Annotated in this window: 15 protein-coding genes; 10 read left to right on the plus strand and 5 right to left on the minus strand. The window is 52.9% G+C overall.

Annotated elements, in window-relative coordinates; all coding sequences use genetic code 11:
* Positions 1-1,457: 1,457 nt before the first annotated feature.
* A complete protein-coding gene (locus tag FEE96_RS12330) occupies positions 1,458-3,527 on the minus strand; it encodes an alkyl/aryl-sulfatase (RefSeq protein WP_138163354.1) in 2,070 nt (689 codons plus the stop codon).
* 372 nt (positions 3,528-3,899) lie between these two features.
* Here FEE96_RS12330 and FEE96_RS12335 point away from each other — a divergent pair, with 372 nt between their 5' ends.
* From FEE96_RS12335 to FEE96_RS12360, 6 genes are all read left to right on the plus strand, one after another.
* The gene (locus FEE96_RS12335) at positions 3,900-5,630 is read left to right on the plus strand and encodes a hypothetical protein (RefSeq protein ID WP_138163356.1); all 1,731 of its coding nucleotides are present in this window, start codon (positions 3,900-3,902) and stop codon (positions 5,628-5,630) included.
* Between the two features lie 546 nt (positions 5,631-6,176).
* The gene (locus FEE96_RS12340; protein ID WP_138163358.1) at positions 6,177-6,539 is read left to right on the plus strand and encodes a helix-turn-helix domain-containing protein; all 363 of its coding nucleotides are present in this window, start codon (positions 6,177-6,179) and stop codon (positions 6,537-6,539) included.
* A 560-nt stretch (positions 6,540-7,099) separates the two neighbouring features.
* Positions 7,100-7,540 (plus strand): DUF2852 domain-containing protein, encoded by a 441-nt coding sequence (locus FEE96_RS12345; protein ID WP_138163360.1) that lies wholly within the window; start codon positions 7,100-7,102, stop codon positions 7,538-7,540.
* Between the two features lie 63 nt (positions 7,541-7,603).
* Positions 7,604-8,035, plus strand: coding sequence for an RDD family protein (locus FEE96_RS12350; protein ID WP_138163361.1), 432 nt, complete (start codon positions 7,604-7,606; stop codon positions 8,033-8,035).
* 85 nt (positions 8,036-8,120) lie between these two features.
* Positions 8,121-8,942 carry an arginyltransferase gene (locus FEE96_RS12355; protein WP_138163363.1) on the plus strand — a complete coding sequence of 274 codons (822 nt, stop codon included), beginning with the start codon at positions 8,121-8,123 and terminating at the stop codon, positions 8,940-8,942.
* Positions 8,942-9,325 carry a VOC family protein gene (locus FEE96_RS12360; RefSeq protein ID WP_138163365.1) on the plus strand — a complete coding sequence of 128 codons (384 nt, stop codon included), beginning with the start codon at positions 8,942-8,944 and terminating at the stop codon, positions 9,323-9,325. The genes FEE96_RS12355 and FEE96_RS12360 overlap by 1 nt, the downstream gene beginning before the upstream one ends.
* 200 nt (positions 9,326-9,525) lie before the next feature.
* Here the strand turns inward: FEE96_RS12360 and FEE96_RS12365 are convergent, their stop codons facing one another.
* From FEE96_RS12365 to FEE96_RS12375, 3 genes are all read right to left on the minus strand, one after another.
* Positions 9,526-11,880 carry a TRAP transporter large permease gene (locus FEE96_RS12365; protein WP_138163367.1) on the minus strand — a complete coding sequence of 785 codons (2,355 nt, stop codon included), beginning with the start codon at positions 11,878-11,880 and terminating at the stop codon, positions 9,526-9,528.
* Positions 11,881-11,897: 17 nt separating this feature from the next.
* The gene (locus tag FEE96_RS12370; protein ID WP_138163368.1) at positions 11,898-12,854 is read right to left on the minus strand and encodes a TRAP transporter small permease subunit; all 957 of its coding nucleotides are present in this window, start codon (positions 12,852-12,854) and stop codon (positions 11,898-11,900) included.
* A gap of 115 nt (positions 12,855-12,969) precedes the next feature.
* Positions 12,970-14,052, minus strand: coding sequence for a TRAP transporter substrate-binding protein (locus FEE96_RS12375; RefSeq protein WP_138163370.1), 1,083 nt, complete (start codon positions 14,050-14,052; stop codon positions 12,970-12,972).
* Positions 14,053-14,302: 250 nt separating this feature from the next.
* Between FEE96_RS12375 and FEE96_RS12380 the strand changes: the two genes are divergently transcribed.
* The 4 genes from FEE96_RS12380 to ilvN all read left to right on the plus strand — a co-directional run bounded on the left by FEE96_RS12380 (position 14,303) and on the right by ilvN (position 19,166).
* Positions 14,303-15,730, plus strand: coding sequence for a cache domain-containing protein (locus FEE96_RS12380; protein ID WP_138163372.1), 1,428 nt, complete (start codon positions 14,303-14,305; stop codon positions 15,728-15,730).
* A gap of 50 nt (positions 15,731-15,780) precedes the next feature.
* Complete coding sequence (locus tag FEE96_RS12385) at positions 15,781-16,425, plus strand: response regulator transcription factor (protein ID WP_138163374.1); 645 nt, start codon at positions 15,781-15,783, stop codon at positions 16,423-16,425.
* Positions 16,426-16,777: 352 nt separating this feature from the next.
* Positions 16,778-18,529 (plus strand): acetolactate synthase 3 large subunit, encoded by a 1,752-nt coding sequence (locus FEE96_RS12390; protein WP_138163431.1) that lies wholly within the window; start codon positions 16,778-16,780, stop codon positions 18,527-18,529.
* Positions 18,530-18,605: 76 nt separating this feature from the next.
* Positions 18,606-19,166 carry an acetolactate synthase small subunit gene (ilvN, locus tag FEE96_RS12395; protein ID WP_138163375.1) on the plus strand — a complete coding sequence of 187 codons (561 nt, stop codon included), beginning with the start codon at positions 18,606-18,608 and terminating at the stop codon, positions 19,164-19,166.
* A gap of 1 nt (position 19,167) precedes the next feature.
* On the opposite strand, the gene FEE96_RS12400 is transcribed toward ilvN, so the two are convergent.
* Positions 19,168-19,539, minus strand: coding sequence for a hypothetical protein (locus tag FEE96_RS12400; protein WP_138163377.1), 372 nt, complete (start codon positions 19,537-19,539; stop codon positions 19,168-19,170).
* Positions 19,540-19,586: the final 47 nt, after the last annotated feature.

A 19,586-nucleotide genomic window follows, 5' to 3' on the forward strand; every position in this document is an offset into this window, starting at 1 on the left:
TGAGCGCGTCGGTTACCCATACGCTAGGCAACGAGCCCGCTTTATGGCTGGAACCTGCCGTTAGACATGTTTGGGACGAACGACGTTCAGTGTGCCGGTCCTGTCGAACCAACACACTTGGCGCTCTTACTTTGCAAAGTGCGAAAACTGTGCATAGCTGCCGTTGGACCTCGGCGCAACGCACTCCCGCTTTCAACCCTTCTACGACATTCGTGTTGGGCGCAGCATAACACGGCATATTGGCACCAAGGGCGGGAAGCGGGCATTCGCCGCGGTAGTATAAGCCCTTAAAATGTCGCTGAATCACGCGCATAGAAATATGGGCTTGATCGCATGGTGGAAGAATGTTTGGAAACGCCGCTGCAAGGTCTGCCTTCGGGAAGCTGTCCTACAGAATCAGGCTATTGCCACAACTGCTGGTTTGGGCCGTCCCTGTCGAGTTAATCGGCCTGATCGAAGTTCACCAAAGCTGAGAACCGAACGTCCGAAACCGAGACACTTGGTTGGTCATCTGGTGCGGAAATGGCAAGTTATTAAGTTCAGGCTGACAAGGTGTGCAATCACCGTGTCAGCCCTAACCGACACCTGAGCAGCATACTCAAGAATGGCTATGCACCAGCTAACATGGTGTATGCGAGTTGTGCAACTGCGCGTAGTGAGCCGTCTGCGGATGGAGGGGAATCGGGCTTTGGCAAGGCCGCAGCGAATTCACACCATGTTCGCATGGCCGTCATCAAGCCAAATGCTACGCAGACCAGTCAATTTCTGTTTCGGGAAAGCTGCAGTGCGGCATGCGATATCCCGATCAAGGTCAGGTAAGGGTCGTTCACGACATGTCGGCGCGTCCTGGGGGCCAACTTTGCAAAGTTCACTGTCTTGCGCATAGCCGCCGTTGGTGGTGATCGCATCTAATGGCCGGTTCCAGCCCTTTCTAGACCTCTATTTTCTTGTCCGATGCACGAGGTGGGATAGGCAGGAAGGGCAGACAGACAACCTTCGCTGCGTTTCCGCCCGTACAAATGCTGAATGAACTCTCCGGTAGTTCAAGGTCATTGCTACAACTGGTGATACCGGACCATTGCTGCCGCTTCAGGAGACCTCTGTGCTGCACTGCAGCTTTCCCAAAGCCGTCGTTGTTGCGTTGCGCAGAATTGAACTTCGAAAAATACTCGAGCTTCTAAGTATACCTTTTAATCAATCGCCACCGAAAGGTGTTTTCTAGCGGGAACGGGCCCTTCAAGCGCAACAATTGCTTCTGAAAATGCTGTGTCGAATCTTGGAGAAAATTGCTTTGCTCTTTTAAATAGCCGACACCGCCCCCTTCCCAATAGAGGGAAAGAAGACGGCGCATCTCCTGCAGGAGATGATTGTCGTCCCCCGGACGAGGGAACCGGGGGCGAGACAAAAGCGTAATTGGCGGTCCCTTCGTCGAGCACCGCCAAGCACTATTGGCCTATTTAACCGCCGTTTGTGTTGGCTAGCGCGGGCTGTGCAAACGCATTAGCTTCTTCGGTTAAGTCTTGTGCACCGGTGCCGGGCATAAGCTCAAATCCTAGGTCGAACTGATCCAGAACTGAGGCCAGTTGATCCAGAACCGAAGTATCGCCGGTGGATTTTGCGGTGCCGTCTTTGATCAGATCAAGCAGTCGTTCTTCGCCGGTCATCACTTTTTCCAAGTCTGAGCGATTGATTTCAACACTCAGCGTGGCGTCGTCATCATTGTATCCAACGATATGGGTCAAGGTCGCGTTGCTCATCTCGACCACGATCTGTTCATCCCGGTCCGGCATGTGCAGGTTGATGGAGAAATCCATATCGGCCGCTTTTTCGCTGTTCAGGCGGATGGCAAGGAAATCCAACCACATAGACGTAGGCATTGCTTTGATTGTGTCGGGTCCAGTGGTTTCAATCGAGGCCCCTTGGGGGAGCCCATTGCGCAATTCGTAGGCAGCAGCAAGGAACGAGTTACGGACAGAAGGGCTCTCCTTCTGATAGCCAATCTGTTCGAACGCATCAGCCAGCATATCTTTTGCATCCTGGTTCTGGGGTTCGGCGTAAACCAGTTTGTTCAGGATTTCGGTCGCTTGCAGATACATGCCATCGTTATACAGCTCTTGCCCCTTTGCCAGAATTGGAGCGGCCCCACCCATCATTTCGACGTAAAGAGGTGCAGAATCTTTAGGAGACAGAGGGATCAACGTCGTAGGGTTGGCGTCCCAATACCCCAGATACCGGTTGATGACGGCGCGTGAGTTATGCTCGACCGAACCGTGATAGCTGCGTGCTGACCATTGGTTTTGCAGACTTTCAGGCACTTCGTAGACGTTGTGCACTTCGTTGACTGTGACGCCTTTGTTGGCCAGATTCAAAACGCCATTGTTCAAGTTGGCGTAGGTGTCACGCTGCGAGCGCATGACTTCCTGGATGCGCTCATTGCCCCAACGCGGCCAAGAATGCGAGGCAAACATCACTTCGGCGTCTTGACCAAAGGAATACAGGGCCTTGTTGATATGCTTGGACCAACTCAGAGCATCGCGAACCAAGGCACCACGCAGGGTATAAATGTTGTGGATAGTGCCGGTGATGTTTTCCGCAGCCCAGAATGCCTTGAGGTCAGGGAAATAAGTATTCATCTCAGCCGGAGCTTCGGTGCCGGGCGTATTTTGAAACACCACCTTGACGCCATCGATGGTCATCTCTTCGAAATCATCCGAAATATATCTAGTCGGCTCGATTAACCCAGTGGTGCCGGATGAGATATTTTTGCCGATGGACTGATCGACGTGACCTTCGGGGCCACGCGGCAACAGAACGCCATATTGAAAGAACAGGCGCCGGTTCATCACATTACCTGCATAAACGTTCTCAGAGACAGCGTGTTCCATAAAGCCTGAAGGTGCGATGACCTGTACACCATCGGCCACGTCTTCATCACTGATCACACCGCGCACGCCGCCATAATGGTCAGCATGGGAGTGCGAATAAATAACAGCTTTGACCGGACGCTCGCCCACGGTGTCATTGACCAATTTCAATGCAGCGGCTGCCGTTTCCTTGGACGCCAACGGGTCGAAGATTATCCAACCTGTGTCACCCTTGATGAAACTAATGTTGGATAGATCAAAGCCGCGCACCTGATAGATCTGACCCTCAAGAATTTCATATAGGCCATAGTTCATGTTCAAAATAGCTTGGCGCTGCAGCGAAGGATGGATCGTGTCGAACTGGTCTCCCTTCAGCAGAAATTCGTAGCTCTCCATATCCCAGGCAACAGAACCATCTTCGGTCAGGATCTGCTTGTAGTCCGGAGTGGCGATCAGGCCGCGGCGACTTTCTTCGAAATCACGTTCATCATCGAAGGGCAGCGATTTGCGCATCTCGTTTTGAAACTCTATGGTGAACTGTGAGGGTGCATTCCCCTTGGGATCGAAGTGGTCCTGGGCAAACGCTACACTGGCGGTCAACACCAGCAGCGACCCGACCAGGGTGGATTTGAAAATTGGAGTCAGAGTGTGTGGCCGTACCATAACGGAACGCCTCCTGTTCTTCTGTCGTTAAAAGGGTATTGGAAATCTCAGGGAGTGGGCGGTTATCGTCCGCGACAGCAGACGCAATGGTGTGTTGCTGAAAGCATTGCTTGGAATTGACGACTGGCTGGTTCGCGACCGAAATTCAGCATTCGAAAAATGCCTCCTGAATAACCTCAAGGCCAACCCTCATGGTCGCGCCCTAGGTGGCCAAATATAGTTTGGGCATTTCAGCGGAAGTACGAACATGTTGGTACTAGTCGTCGCATGGCTGTGTTACATTTCCCTCGACTAATTCTACGGCTGTATAAGTACCTGTTTTTAAACTATTTGGGGTGGTTGGCAATTTGCGCCGAACTAACAGATTTCACTATGGATGAAGTTTTTACATTACCTGCCATTGAAGCGCAGCTGCAACGCATCCTGCAACACAAAGACTTTCCGGCGACAGAACAGCGCCGCGCATTCCTTAGTTTTGTGGTGAATGAAACGCTGGAAGGTAGGGGACCGTTGCTCAAAGGTGTAAGCATTGCCCAACAGGTGTTTGGCCGTGATGCAAATTTTGATCAACAAAACGACCCAGTTGTTCGACTAGAAGCACGTCGTCTGCGCAGTGACTTGGACCGGTATTATGTTGGGGCTGGCCGTTGGGACAATATACGCATTTCAATCCCTAAAGGAGGGTATACGCCCCGGTTCGAACCACAGGAGGCTTTGCAGCCATTACCGCCGAATACAGTTCAAAGCGACCCGGAGTCGCCGACCGATAGGCCAAGTGACAAACGGTCCCTCACCAACGTTGCAGCGATTGTTGGGGGGGGGGTTCTATTCACCCTGATACTGTCGTGGGTATTCCTAATACCGCGCCAACTGGACGCAAAAATGGACTTTCCCAAAGGCCCAGTCATTGCAGTTCTGCCGTTCCTACATCTTAGCGAAGATCCAAAGCGCCAGTATTTTTCCCAGGGAATTACCCAGCAACTTACAACCGAGTTGGCAAGATTTCGCGACCTCTGGGTTCTGCCGCTTGGCTCCATACAACGATCAAACCCAGCATCGGTAGATCCCCAATCTTTGGCCGAAGAACTCGGTGCCGAGTTTGTGCTTGAAGGGAGCGTTCTTGAATTGGGAGAGACGCTGCGCCTGACCGCAAGATTGATCAATTTGGAAACCGGACGTTACACTTGGGTGCGAAGCTACGCGGTCGATGCAACGCCTACTGACATCTATTTTGTCCAAGACAAAATCATCCAGGATGTGGTTGGAAACCTAGCGGGGAAATATGGCATTCTGGCACAGGACTCGATGAAGGCAGCCAGGAGCAAAGCCCCCAAGCACCTTGACGCCTATGACTGTGTGTTACGTTACTACGACTACCAAATCTCAATACGTTTGGATCAACAACCTGACATCAAGGACTGCGTCGAACGCGCCACCCGAATTGATCCGGAATACTCCGAGGCTTGGGCAGTCCTCTCCAACTTGTACATGCAAGAAATCCGGTACGATCTTGGAGTCGACAAGGCCCAATCGCTCAGTTTGGCCAAGGCCGCAGTAAACCGCTCTATCGAACTGGATCCAGAATCCTTTGCTGCGCACTTAATGCACTCGAATCTGCTTTTCACATCAGGAGACCTTGTGGGATTCAAAGCGGCCGGAGAAACCGCCCTGGCGCTAAATCCAAACAGCAGCACGGTTTTGGCTCATTACGGTATGCGGCTGGCATTTAGCGGATCTTGGGAGGACGGGCTGGCACTAGTGGATAGAGCCAAAGCACTGAACCCAGTTCACCCGCAGTGGTATTTCTTCCCTGAAGTTTTTTACCGCTATCACCGGCAGGAATACGCATTGGCCCTGACAGCATTAGACAAGATCAACATGCCTGATTTCTTCTGGGTTCAGTTGTTCCAGGCTGCCAGCCACGGACAATTGGGCAATACCAAACAGGCGCAAGTGGCCATCCAAGAATTAATTGAGCTGAAGCCAGATTTCTCTAAAGGGGCGTCAGACATTATCAAAATATGGCAGTTAGGCGAGGACCTAAATCATCAAATCGAGCAGGGCCTTCGCAAGGCCGGTTTGGACCTGCCGCCTAGATCATAGCGCAGGAGAACAGACGGAGGCATTTCTAGTGTCGAGTGACTAGAGTCAAAGTGACCATTCTCGACTCCTAAGGCCAACTTGCAACTCTGTGTTGCGTCGATCCGTTGAAGCAGCGGCTGAAACCGGCCATTGGACGGGTTTGGCATAGATGGCGGCTTTGGACCGTTACTCCAGTTGGATCAACGACAGTAATGATGGCAAGGTCCGCAGGCGAGATGAGAACAGATCGAAGGCACGCCATTTGGACCGCGCAAGCAACCACCCTGACCCGGCATGCCAAACTAGAGCTGGCTTTTGGAGCGAATTCTGTGCATCCCGGAAGGTAAGCTCTGTACCCCGGTTTACGGCGCCGCTTCCGCAAATAGCTATGGGTGTCTGCGGTTTAGCCCCGCTGAAAATATGGCGGTATGGTCGCTGTTCCACTGACCAACTTTATCTAGCTGAATGCCTTGGTCTTGTCCGATGACCAGGCGGCAACGGCTGGGCTGCTGCACACTTTCTCTCGCAAGTACCGTGACCTTGAACACTTGTTGATAAGGCCACGTGATGATCCCTCCCGACCTGCCCCATCCAAAACCAACGGCCCAAGTTGAACCTTATTTCGAGGTCCTGGGCCTGGACGACACTCTCCGGTTTTTAGAGGCCTTCGGTGGCACCGAAATCTATATTGCAGCCAACCCCGGAACCCGCTCCAGCATCGTTGCTGTGGTGGGGTATGACAAGGCTAAGGCGTTGACGGAAATATCTCACCGGCTGCAACTTCGCGTCCCTTTGGCCAAAAAGTGGCGGACACTGGCGTATAAATCCCAGGGTTTGTTAACGGTTCAGATCGCCCGCAAACTCTGCGTGACCGATGTGGCAGTACGCAATTGGCTGAGGGCTGACGCGAACAAGGTCGCTGCCCGCTGAGACTTCAATCGCCTGCCCCCCTTGGTCTCTCATTCAGGACTTCATCCCGCCTTCGATGCTTCGCGACAGCGGCGTTCAAAGACCGTTTAAAGGCCGTTTAAAGACGCGTTCAAACCGACACTTTGAACGGTTTGACCGCTTCCCGACAGGTTACTGCAATTATCTCTGTCCCAAAAAGCCGATGCCGTGCCGTTCAAATCTGAGCCCCGACGACGCCTCAGATCACCGCCCGGTGTTCAGCGTTTGGAAAGGTTGGGCAATCGCGTTTTGAAATATGGAAGAACTTCCAACGCTCTGAGCGTGACCTCCGTCAAAACTGCCGCTAGGATGCCCTAAAACCCAAAAACAAGTTGCTGCAACTTTCTCTGTCCATCCGTGCAAGAAAGTCTGTCCGGCTACAACCCGCGCCACTGGTGATAACCATTTGGCCTAAATAGGTAAATTCCCAACTCGGCATTAATGTAAAAAAGATTTACATGAAGCCTTGCAATGATCTTCCTTGGTCCCAATATAGATCATGTAAACGGAATTTACATTACTCATACCAAGGGAGACAGTCCATGACCACTTATACCGACACAGCCCCCCCGCCGATCAGCGAGCAGGGATGGTTTTCAAAAAGCGAGTCTTGGCTCGACAGTAAGGGCAAAGGTGCCTGGATTGCTGCCATGGTTTTAGGCTTTGTATTCTTTTGGCCAATTGGCCTGGCCCTTCTGTTTTACATGACCTGGAGCAAAAAGATGTTTGCATCATCCTGCCGTAACATGTCGCGCCGCAAATCATGGTCGCGTCACGCAATGTCTTCAACAGGCAACAGCGCCTTCGACGCCTATAAAGAGGATACTCTGAGGCGCTTGGAGCAAGAGCAAAGCGACTTTGAATCTTTCCTACAACGTCTTCGCGATGCCAAAGACAAAGCCGAATTTGATGACTTCATGGATGATCGCGCAAAAGTTGCTGGGACCGAAACTGACCCAGTGAACTCTTCAAAAGACACTTGATTGCCAGCACCTCTCCCCTGCCCTAATTGGGCGGGGGAATTTCCAACATAGGATTTTCAAACCATGACCGCCTTACCCGATCCCGATTATCAACCGCAATTCTATCAAGCGGTGGCTAGTAAACGCCTGTTGGCCTGGGTTATAGACAGCATTATCATCACTTTGCTGTGTTTCGGCGTGTCTCTTGCAACGGTATTTGTTGGTTTCTTCTTCTGGCCTATCTTGTTCCTGGTTCTCGGCTTTGCATACCGGGTGGTAACGCTCGCCAATGATTCCGCGACATGGGGCATGCGCTTTTCTGGGATTGAATTGCGCGATCTGTCCGGCCACCGTTTTGATCTACGTCTGGCTGTTTTCCACACCTCCGGCTACTCGATTTCACTGATGATGCCACTTCTGCAGGTGATCTCGATTGTGATGATGCTGACATCCTCACGTGGGCAAGGTCTTACTGATGCGTTTCTGGGCACCGTGGCTTTGAATAAACGAGTCTGAAACCTTATCTCACATGCCCACTTGGCGGCTGGGCAGAGGGTTGTTATCATTCCGATACAGATAGTGAAACCATCCCCGGACCCTTATGCGCCACACGCTTCCTATTGCACCGCAGTTTTACGTAACTGCTCCGCAGCCCTGCCCCTATTTGGCGGACAGGATGGAGCGGAAATTGTTCACTGCGTTGCAGGGAGATGATGCTGAGCAGCTGAACAACAGCCTGTCACAACAAGGGTTCCGGCGCTCCCAAAATGTTTTGTACCGGCCATCCTGTGCTGAATGTTCGGCCTGCTTGTCTGCGCGGATCAATATTTCAGATTTCACATTAACCCGCAGCCAAAAGCGCACTCTGAAGCGCAATACTCACCTCAAACGGCGTGCCACTTCACCCTGGGCAACCGAAGATCAATATGCCTTGTTTCGGCGCTATCTCGACAGTCGCCATGCTGATGGCGGTATGGCCGACATGGATGTGTTTGAATTTGCCGCGATGGTAGAGGAAACCCCGATCCGTAGCCGTGTTGTGGAATATAGTGACACCACACAGGATGAACTGACAGCCGTTTCCCTCACTGATGTGCTCGAAGACGGGCTAAGTATGGTGTATTCCTTCTACACCCCCGATCTGCCCAGAAATTCGCTTGGCACCTACATGATCCTGGATCACATAGAAATTGCCCGCGAAGCTGGCCTGCCCTATGTTTACTTGGGGTATTGGGTCCCAGGCAGCCCCAAGATGAGCTACAAAGCCAGCTTTACCGGGCTTGAGGTCTATAGCGGCGGCAGTTGGCAGCCAATGCAGGATGCCGCATCTTTTGAAGCCAACCTGCACCCTCTGTCGACTGACCCTATTGCCGAACAAGTGTCCAACATCAATCTTCCCGACCGGCGCGCACATAGCAGCTGATGCAAAACCTCTACGCTTTTTCTTTACTGGTACCCGATTATGACGTTGCGATAGAGTTCTATTGCGGAACACTTGGATTTCAATTGGCTGAAGATATAGATCAGGGCCGCAAACGCTGGGTCAGAATTCTGCCACCAGGGGCACGTCAGGGCAGCATAATTCTAGCTCGTGCAAGTAACGAACAACAAATAGCCGCGATAGGCAATCAGTTTGGCGGTCGGGTTGGCCTGTTCCTCCACACCAAAAATTTTACTCAGGACCACGCTGCAATGCTGGCAAAGGGCGTCCACTTCGAAGAATCTCCCCGCCACGAGCCCTACGGCACTGTGGCGGTCTGGCAGGACCCATTTGGCAACCGCTGGGATCTTCTCCAACTGGCATAACCACCTATTTCCTGACCTATCTGTACTGGGCAAGACAGCTTGCTTGCCGCCCCCCGTTCACTTCATCTAGCACAAAATATCCCGGGGGAGTCGCGGCTCGCCGCGACGGGGGCAGCGCCCCTACACTAAAGCCCTTAAACAGAAAGGGGCCCCGAAGGGCCCCTTGCAAATCTATATGGAAACATCTGATCTCAGACCATTCAGTTGCCGATCAACGCCGGAACAATGGTCACGATTGATGGGACGAACCACAACAGTGCAAGCCCGGCCACCTGGATCAATACAAACGGGATCACGCCGCGGTAGATGTGCCCTGTGGTGACTTCCTTAGGCGCCACGCCACGCAAATAGAACAGCGCAAAGCCAAATGGCGGTGTCAGGAACGAGGTCTGCAGGTTCACCGCAATCATGATAGTTACCCATTTGGGATCAAATGATCCGCCATAGATAATTGGACCTACAATTGGGATCACGATGTAAATGATCTCGAGGAAATCCAGCACAAACCCAAGGAAGAACAGGACCAGCATCACGATCAGGAAGACCGTCAGCTCATTGTCGAAACTCTTCAGGAACTGCTGGATATAGTGCTCACCCCCAAAAGAGATCACCACCAGGTTCAACAGCTGCGAGCCGATCAGGATGGTGAACACCATCGAGGTCACCTTGGCGGTTTCCCGTACGATCGGTGACAGCACCCCGCCTTTGAACAGGACCCAACAGCCAAACAACAACCCGAACAACGCATAGAGATAAGCTGCATATGCGAAAGCAAAGGCCACCCAGGTCTCAAAGCTGACATTGGACTGATTGATCCGCAGGTCAAAATTTACCCCGATCAGGATACTGATCATCACTGCGAATGTTGACCAGATGATAATCTTGCCCGAACGACCTTCGTCCTGCAGCTTGCGATAGGCCGCCAGCATAATGGCACCACCTGCACCCAGTGCCGCAGCGGGCGTTGGGTTGGTAATACCACCGAGGATCGAGCCCAGCACTGCCACGATCAGAACCAGCGGTGGGAAAACCACCCGGATCAGATCGTTGCGAGCACAACGGGCTGCTGCTTCTCGGCATCCATACAGAGCCAGCAATGCTGGACCTGCAATCATGATAACGGTCCAACCTGGCGAGGTTGTGGGCGCAATTCTCACAGCATCCACCAGCGCGATCAGCAACACACCAATGGCACCCAAGATCAGCGGTTTGGGATCGCTCGACGGAGACACACCGCGACCAATAACCAAGATCAGTGCCATCAGCACCATCAGAACGGTCAGACCAGTGCCGATGGGCGCTGCCGCAGCAATCTTAGCTGCCTTGGCCGCCGCCAAATCTTCGTCGCTCAAACGGGTGCTTTCAGTAACGCCACCGGCTTCATCGATTGCCGCCTGTTCGGATACTGCAAGGTTCCAAGTCTCCTGCCCGTGCAGTTCGATCATAGATGCCTGGCACTCCGCACCAACACTGGTACGCAATGATGCTGTTTTGCCAATATCTGAAAACGACGAAACCGTGATATCCTGGCTACCAATCAGCCCAACTGAACCAAGTAGGACCGCGCCACCGATGAGACCGATTGGTGCCGCTAAGAACCATGTCAATCCTTCAGCCCGCGTAATTGGCTCATTGCTGCTGTCAGACATCGCCACCGCTGGTGCCTTGTCCGGGTTCAGCATCGCATAGCCAAACGCGTAAAGCGCATAGAGCAGTGCCAACATGATGCCCGGCAACAGCGCTGCCTGGAACAGCGTACCAACTGAAACAACAGCCGGTTCACCCAGATAGGTCAGCGCATCCGAACACCCGGCTTCCATCGCGCGCGTTTCTTGCGCTGTGGAATAAAGGTCTCCAGCCAGTGTACCCAGCAAAACAATCACAATCGACGGTGGGATAATCTGTCCCAGTGTGCCCGAGGCAGCAATCACACCTGTCGCAAGTTCTGGCGAATAATTGTTCTTCAGCATAGTTGGAAGCGCAAGCAGGCCCATAGTAACCACCGTGGCCCCTACGATGCCGGTTGAAGCGGCAAGGAAAGCCCCCACAACCACAATCGACACTGCCAAACCGCCAGGCAGAGGGCCAAATACCCGTGCCATTGTGGTCAGCAGATCGTTGGCAATCTTAGAACGCTCCAGGGTGATCCCCATCAGAACAAACATCAACACCGCCAGCAACGTCTCGATCGAAGCCCCCGCCAGCACCCGTTCATTCATACGGTTAACGATGAACGAAATATTGCGGTCCATCGCAAATTCCCAACCGTTGGGAAAGACGGACTCGCCTATGCGCGGCAGGTCTGGGTATCGAAATACCGAGACCACGTCAGCCCGAACACCCGAATTGATCAGGTCGGTATAGGCTTGAGATGAGGTATCAATCGCCTGATGGATCAGCAATCCAGCTGAATCGAGCGAGGCAATAATACCGAATGAAATGATACCAGCCCCCGCAATGGCAAAGGCCACCGGGAAACCAGACAAGATGCCTCCGAAGAGGCAGAAAAACACGATGAGCAAGCCGACTTCGACGCCATCAAGACCGAATCCCATATCCGATGTCCTTTAAGTTAATGAGCGCCTTCATAGGCTTCTTCACCCTCACCAAGGCTGTCCTTGTCGAGGTATTTATTTTCGCTGCCTTGACCTTCTACGAACTCAAGGAAAGAGCGGTAGAAAAAGGCGATCGCGTGCAGGAACAGCATGCCGGCAAAAGCCACCAACAAGATTTTAAACAGGAAATACCCGTTAAACCCGTTTGGGCTAAACCCGATGGTTTCAACGTTCCATCTCAGTGCACGAGATTTCATGATCAACCGATCCAGCGCATCACTGGCCGATGGCTTTGGTACGATCAGGTGCCGCCACATAAAGAACCAGCCATACATCCAGATCAGCACGGCCGTAGGCATCATGAAGATCATCGAACCAATCATGTCGATCACCTTCTTGGTCCGGAAACTAACACCAGCGTAGATCAGATCAACACGCACATGTCCGCCCTGAACAAAGGTGTAAGTCGCGCAAAGGCAAACAACCATGGCGTTGTACAGCTTCAGCTCCTCAGCAAACCAGCTGATGTCCATTTGCAGTGGAATGCCAAAGCCAAAGCTCATGTCTGGCCGCGTAAACACACGTTGCATGAACACAATGATGATCTGCTGAAGAACCATCAGCAAACCGGCCCAGGCGAAGAAGCGCCCCAGCGTATTGGCGAACCCTTCTAACCCGCGCACCATGCCCCACATGAAGTTGCGGTAGTACAACCCAATCGCGGTCAGCACCAAAAAGGCCGCAAAAGCCACAAAGAAGAGCTCGACCGAACCGCCATAGTAAACAAAGCGCATGACGGATTGTTTTTCTTCGGTTGTCCCGGTCCAGAACACCCAGTCCAGCCAAAGTTGTGGATGGCTGATCGCATAGCCCAAGTTGTAAAAGGCCATGCCGATGTTCTGCACAAGCCACCAGAGCCCGTCGAAGAGCCCCCCAAATATCTCTGCCAAGGAGATGCTACTCTCTTCTTGCATATTGCCCCCGGATGATTGCCAGCGATGATCAGGCCGGCAGGCCGATCTGTCTACTGCAATTAGTAAAAGGATCCCCCGCGACGGCGGAGGATCCTAGTGGTTTCAATCAGGCGAATTAGCCCAATACGCGGTCGCGCTGCGCACGATATGCGCCTTCCGACTTGGTCAGCCAGCTCGAGGAAGACTTCATAGAAGTTTCGACGCTGTTGCGGATCTTGGCGAACAATTCGTCATCCATGAACTCGTCCAGAGTGTCCTTGGAAGCTTTACCAAACGCATCCCAAACAGAGTCAGGGAATTCCAGTGTCTTCACACCACCGGACTGCAGACGCTGCAACGCCGCACCGTTGTTGTTCATGAACTGTGCCAGGTTCCACTGGTGTGTGTCGCCGGACGCAACTTCGATGATCTTCTGGTGCGCAGGTGACAGGCTGTCGAACACGTCACGGTTGGTTGCCAGTGACAGGGCCGCACCTGGCTCGTGGAAGCCAGACGTGTAATAGGTCTTGGTGATTTCCTGGAAACCAGCTTTTTCATCAGCCCATGGACCAATCCACTCAGTTCCGTCGATCGCACCCGAGGACAGAGCCTGGTACACTTCGGAACCTGGAATGTTCTGAACCGACGCGCCCAGTTTACCCAGGGCTTTGCCGCCCAGACCAGGCATACGGAACTTCAGACCGTTAAAGTCTTCTGGACCGTTGATTTCCTTATGGAACCAGCCGCCAGCCTGTGGGCCGGTGTTACCTGCGATGAAGGATTTCAGACCAAAGATCTGACCCAGTTCATCGTGCAGGCCCATGCCTTCGCCGTGATAGTACCAGTTCACCAGTTCCTGCGGTGTCATACCGAATGGAGCTGCTGTGAAATACTGGTAACCAGGGTGCTGGCCAGTGAAATAGTAGTCAGCAGCGTGATACATGTCAGCCTGACCCGAGGAAACGGCGTCGAAGACTTCGAATGCACCAACCAGCTCGCCGGCTGCTTTGATGTCGACGGTCAATTCGCCATCGGACATGGTAGTGATGTTGTCTGCCACGTGCTGAGCGGCGTCAAAAACGCCAGCCAGACCACGGCCCCAAGATGTAACCATAGTCAGGGTGCGCTTGCCTGTTGCATAGGCTGGCGCAGCCAATGTAGTGGCGGCAGCTGCGGTTCCGCCAAGCGCGGATGTTCTTAGAAATGAACGACGATCCATAGTGTTATTCCTCCCAGAAATTCGGATTGTCCTGGCCCAAAGGCCGGACGGATCGATACAAGTGGCGATAGACTAGCCCCGGCGAAGTGGATGTGAATACCTAGTACTGCGTAGACCCGAGTGTTTTTCGATGGATTTCACCGGTTTTCGCGCAATTTTCTGTCCTCCCTCCTGCGCACTGAGTAGATTTCACACGCAAGAGCATCAGAGGGCTTTGAATTTCGGTCCTAATTGCTTATCGATTCGTCTCATGCGCCTATTACGCCCAATTTTCCGTCCGAATTACGCACAAAAGCTGTCGCTGTTGGCCACATTGCCATTGATCCTGGCGCTGACTGCCATTGCGGTTTTGGTGGCGTTTCAGTCGCGAGCTCTGGCCGAACGCGAAATACAGGCGCTTGAGCATCAACTGCTCGAGGCCAAGAAAGCTGAACTCCGCAATTATGTTACTCAGGCGCGCAACGGCTTTTCCTTTATCTACGGTCGGGCCCAACCAAATGATGAAGCCGCGAAGACTCAAGTCGCGCAAATCCTGTCGTCGATGATCTATGGAACTGATGGTTTTTTCTTTGTCTATGATTATGACGGCACCAATCTGGTAAGCCCGCGCCAGACTGAATTCATCAATCAGAACTGGTCAGGACTAAAAGACAGTAACGGAATACCGGTTGTTGACGAATTCATTCGCTTGGCCCGCAAAGGCGCCGGCTGGCATAGCTTCATGTGGCAAAAACCTTCAACCGGCGAGACCGCTCAGATGGTGGCCTATGTTGTAGGGTTGCAAGACTGGGGTTGGGCGGTTGGAACTGGCGTGTTTATTGATGACGTTTTGGCCTCCGTCGCTACAGCCCGAGCTGAAGTTGAGGCGCGGGTCCAGCGTACATTTGTCTATATCGGTGCCATTGCGTTAACATCTCTACTAGTGGTCTTTGCTTCAGGTATGTTGCTGAATATTCGTGAACGGCGTTTGGCGGATGCCAAGTTGAAAGAGTTGACCCAACGGGTTTTTGACGCACAGGAAGAAGAACGTGGCCGGGTGGCACGTGAACTACATGACGGCATTAGCCAGATACTTGTTGGTGTCCGCTTCGCGCTAGACAATGCCCGTCGTCGCATGGCCCGCGGCGACCATGACAAAGCACAGGCCCCGTTGGATAAGGGATTGAGCAATCTGGGCACCGCCATCTCAGAAGTTCGCAGGATAAGTCGCGATCTCCGTCCCGGCGTTCTCGACGACCTTGGTCTTGGCCCTGCCCTCAAGGCACTGACAGATGACTTTGCAGTTCGCACCGGCATCGACACCGAATTCAACACAGTCGTGTTTCGGAACCGGCTGGATCAAGACAGCAAAATTGCGCTGTATCGCATTGCTCAGGAAGCCCTGACCAATATTGAACGACATTCTGGCGCCAACCATGTTTCGGTCGATTTGCGCGGCCACGCCAAGGGCGCCACGCTCCGCGTTACCGACAATGGCTGTGGTTTACCGACACGCCAGGACCGGGCGGGATCTGGAATTGGATTGCGCAACATGCAGGAGCGGATCGAACAACTTGACGGCACCCTACGCATTCTGTCATCACGTGGCACCCAAGGCGGAACGGTGATTGAAGCCCGCCTGCCCTTGAGTCACCTGCTGCCACCTGACGGTAAGGCCGAGGCTAAGCAGGTGTACTAGCACCTGAGCCATGGGTGCCAGAACCGCGCCGTTTGCTTTTGGGGAAGCTAATGACCAGATTAATCCGTGTGCTGATTGTTGATGACCATCCTATGGTCGCCGAGGGCATCCAATCCATTCTTGAAAGCTATGATGATATCGAGGTCGTTGGAACACTGAACAACGGTCGTGAAGCGGTAGAACGAGCTGCAGATCTGGCGCCCGACGTGATTCTAATGGATCTGAACATGCCGGACCTTGGCGGCCTCAGTGCCACAGAGATCCTTTTGGAACGGGCACCCGCCACCCGCATTGTGATCCTGACGATGCATGACAGCCCAGAGTATATTTCCAGCGCGCTTAGCCATGGTGCCATGGGGTACATTCTAAAAGACGTCCCTACGGATGAAATCAAGCTGGCGATCGATTCCGTTATGATGGGAAGCAAATACCTGTGCACCGGCGCCAAAGGTTCCCTGGAACCCAAAGGTGGGAGCACCCGCGAAGCGCTAACCACGCGTGAACAAACCATCCTGTTGGAGCTTGCACAGGGTAAGTCCAACAAAGAAGTTGCTCATGTGCTCGATATATCTGTCCGCACTGTCGAAACCCATCGCAAGAACATCAAACGCAAGCTCGGGATTAGCTCAACTGCTGGACTAACGCGCTATGCGCTTGAACACGGTGTCCTGCAGGGCACCGGCGCTGGGATGTAAGATCAACGCATAGCTCACAGCTTTAGACTCTCTGAATTGCGCAAATACGTTGTCTTTGCCTCTGAAGCCCTGGTTGTTTTGGCATTTATTTCGCAAGCAAACCTCTGCGCGCAATAAAATGTCAAAATTCACCCTAATAACGACCCGATTGCCTGTTGACGACCTCGCTCGCCCCACATAATGTCCGCTAGAACGCATAATGGAGCAAGTGGCATGACCACCCTAGTCGTCATTTTAGGAACCAAGCGCATGGGCCGGTAACGGTAAACCATATTCGAACCCATGCGCCTCCGACAAAAAATCGGGGGCTTTTTTTATGCACAAGACGAATGTCGCCAATGGAGCAAAGCAGATGACACGTGAGATGACCGGCGCAGATATGGTTATTCAGACCCTTAAAGATCAGGGTGTAGACACAGTATTTGGATATCCTGGTGGTGCCGTCCTACCAATCTATGACGCTATTTTTCAGCAAAATGATATTCAGCACATTCTGGTCCGCCACGAGCAAGGCGCCGTACATGCGGCCGAAGGCTATGCCCGTTCGACCGGCAAGCCCGGTGTTGTCTTGGTGACATCGGGACCTGGTGCAACCAACGCAGTGACCGGATTGACCGATGCGCTGCTTGATTCAATTCCGATCATTGTTCTCACCGGTCAGGTGCCAACGTTCATGATTGGCTCTGATGCCTTTCAGGAAGCAGATACCGTTGGCATCACCCGGCCCTGTACCAAACACAACTGGCTGGTGAAGGACACTGATGAACTGTCCGGAGTGCTGCATGAGGCATTCCACGTTGCGACCTCGGGCCGTCCCGGTCCCGTTCTCGTTGACATTCCAAAAGATGTTCAATTCGCAACAGGTTCCTATACCATACCCAAACCATCTGCGTCGCATTACCAACCACCTGTCAAAGGTGACTTGGAATCGATTACCGAACTGGTTGCAGCTCTGGAGAAAGCCGAGCGCCCTGTATTTTACACCGGCGGAGGGGTCATCAACTCTGGTCCTGCGGCCAGCCAATTGCTGCGCGAATTGGTCGATGCCACCGGCATCCCAATCACATCAACTCTGATGGGACTTGGCGCATATCCGGCATCGGGCAAGCATTGGCTCGGAATGCTTGGCATGCATGGTTTGTACGAGGCCAACATGGCGATGCATGGCTGTGATCTGATGATCAACGTCGGTGCCCGGTTTGATGACCGGATCACCGGGGTGCTTTCGTCCTTCTCGCCCAATTCAACCAAGGCGCATATCGACATTGATCCATCTTCGATCAACAAGGTCATCCGCGTAGACATCCCTATCGTAGGTGACGTTGGTCATGTCCTTGAAGACATGTTGAAAATCTGGAAGTCGCGTGGCCGCAAAACCAATGCCGAGGCTCTGGTATCCTGGACTCGGCAAATCAATGAATGGCGCAAGGTAGATTGCTTGAAATTTGCTGACGACAAAAAGGTCATCAAACCTCAGTACGCACTTTCCCGTCTCGAAGCATTGACCAAGAAGTACGATCGCTACATCACCACTGAGGTCGGCCAACACCAGATGTGGGCGGCACAGTTCCTAAATTTTGAAGATCCGAACCGCTGGATGACATCCGGTGGCCTTGGCACCATGGGCTATGGTTTCCCAGCCTCAATCGGGGTTCAGATGGCACATCCGGATGCTCTGGTGGTCAATGTCGCCGGCGAAGCCAGCTGGCTGATGAACATGCAGGAACTGGGAACGGCTGCACAATACAAACTGCCCGTGAAACAGTTCATCCTGAACAATGAACGTCTGGGAATGGTCCGTCAGTGGCAGGAACTGCTGCATGGATCGCGCTACTCGCAGTCCTGGTCCGAAGCATTGCCAGACTTTGTAAAACTGGCAGAGGCCTTTGGTGCAAAAGGCATCATCTGCTCCGATCCTGCTGATCTGGATGATGCGATCATGGAAATGATTGAGCATGACGGACCGGTTGTCTTCGACTGCCTGGTCACCAAACATGAAAACTGTTTCCCGATGATACCATCAGGCAAGGCGCACAATGAAATGCTGCTGGGCGAAGCCGACACCGAAGGTGCAATTCAAGCCGGCGGCGCAGTGCTGGTCTGAACAATTCGCTCTCATTCAAGAACATGGCCTGGTTGCTTTAGCTAACCAGGTCAACCGGAACCGAAAGGGACTTTAAATGTCTGCCCTACATATCAAAAAAGGCTCGACCCGCCATTCTGCCTATAACCTACGTCCAACATTTTCGGACGTTCAGGAGCGGCACACACTGGCTGTGCTCGTCGAGAATGAACCTGGTGTTCTAGCCCGTGTCATCGGGTTGTTCTCGGGTCGTGGATACAACATCGAAAGCCTGACCGTCGCCGAAGTCGACCACACTGGACATCTGTCCCGCATCACCATTGTCACCAAAGGTACGCCCCAGGTAATAGAACAGATAAAGGCACAGCTGGGTCGGATCATTCCGGTTCACGACGTACATGATCTAACAGTCGAAGGCCCGGCCGTTGAACGCGAACTGGCTATCTTCAAAGTGGCTGGTGAGGGCGAGAAGCGGGTCGAAGCACTGCGATTGGCTGACATCTTCCGGGCCAACGTCGTAGACAGCACCTTGAACAGCTTCATTTTCGAAATCACAGGCGCACCTGACAAAATTGATGCCTTTGCCGATCTGATGCGCCCGTTGGGCTTAGTTGAGGTCGCCCGGACTGGCGTTGCTGCCCTCCTGCGCGGCGACTAAGTTAACCGCCACTACGCTCTCTGACGGCGCGACATGCATTCGCGCCGTTTCTGCGTCGACTTCCTTCAAAAGGAATCACCTGCGCACTTACAGGTAGGTCAGACGCAGGCTGTTCACGGTTTGGTTTGATAGGCCCAGCCACAGTCAGACGCTGCGCCAATCCAGCGCAGGCGGCTTCTTCCAGAACTTGGGGGTTTACCGCTAAACGTGTCTTGTGCTGCAAGGTTAGGTCAAAACAGACCAAATCCCCTTCATGCAGATCCATCGAAGACCAAGGTTGTTTTTGAGAGTAGAAAGCAAGGTCACCTTGATCCTCACACCAGATGACGGCTTTATGTTGCCGAACATCGCTCCACAGTACCACACCATTCATGTCATACCTCTTTTCTGACCACTCTCTAATTCTGAGCCAATTCGAAG

The organism is Parasedimentitalea maritima (assembly GCF_005771405.1).
Lineage (GTDB): Bacteria > Pseudomonadota > Alphaproteobacteria > Rhodobacterales > Rhodobacteraceae > Parasedimentitalea > Parasedimentitalea maritima.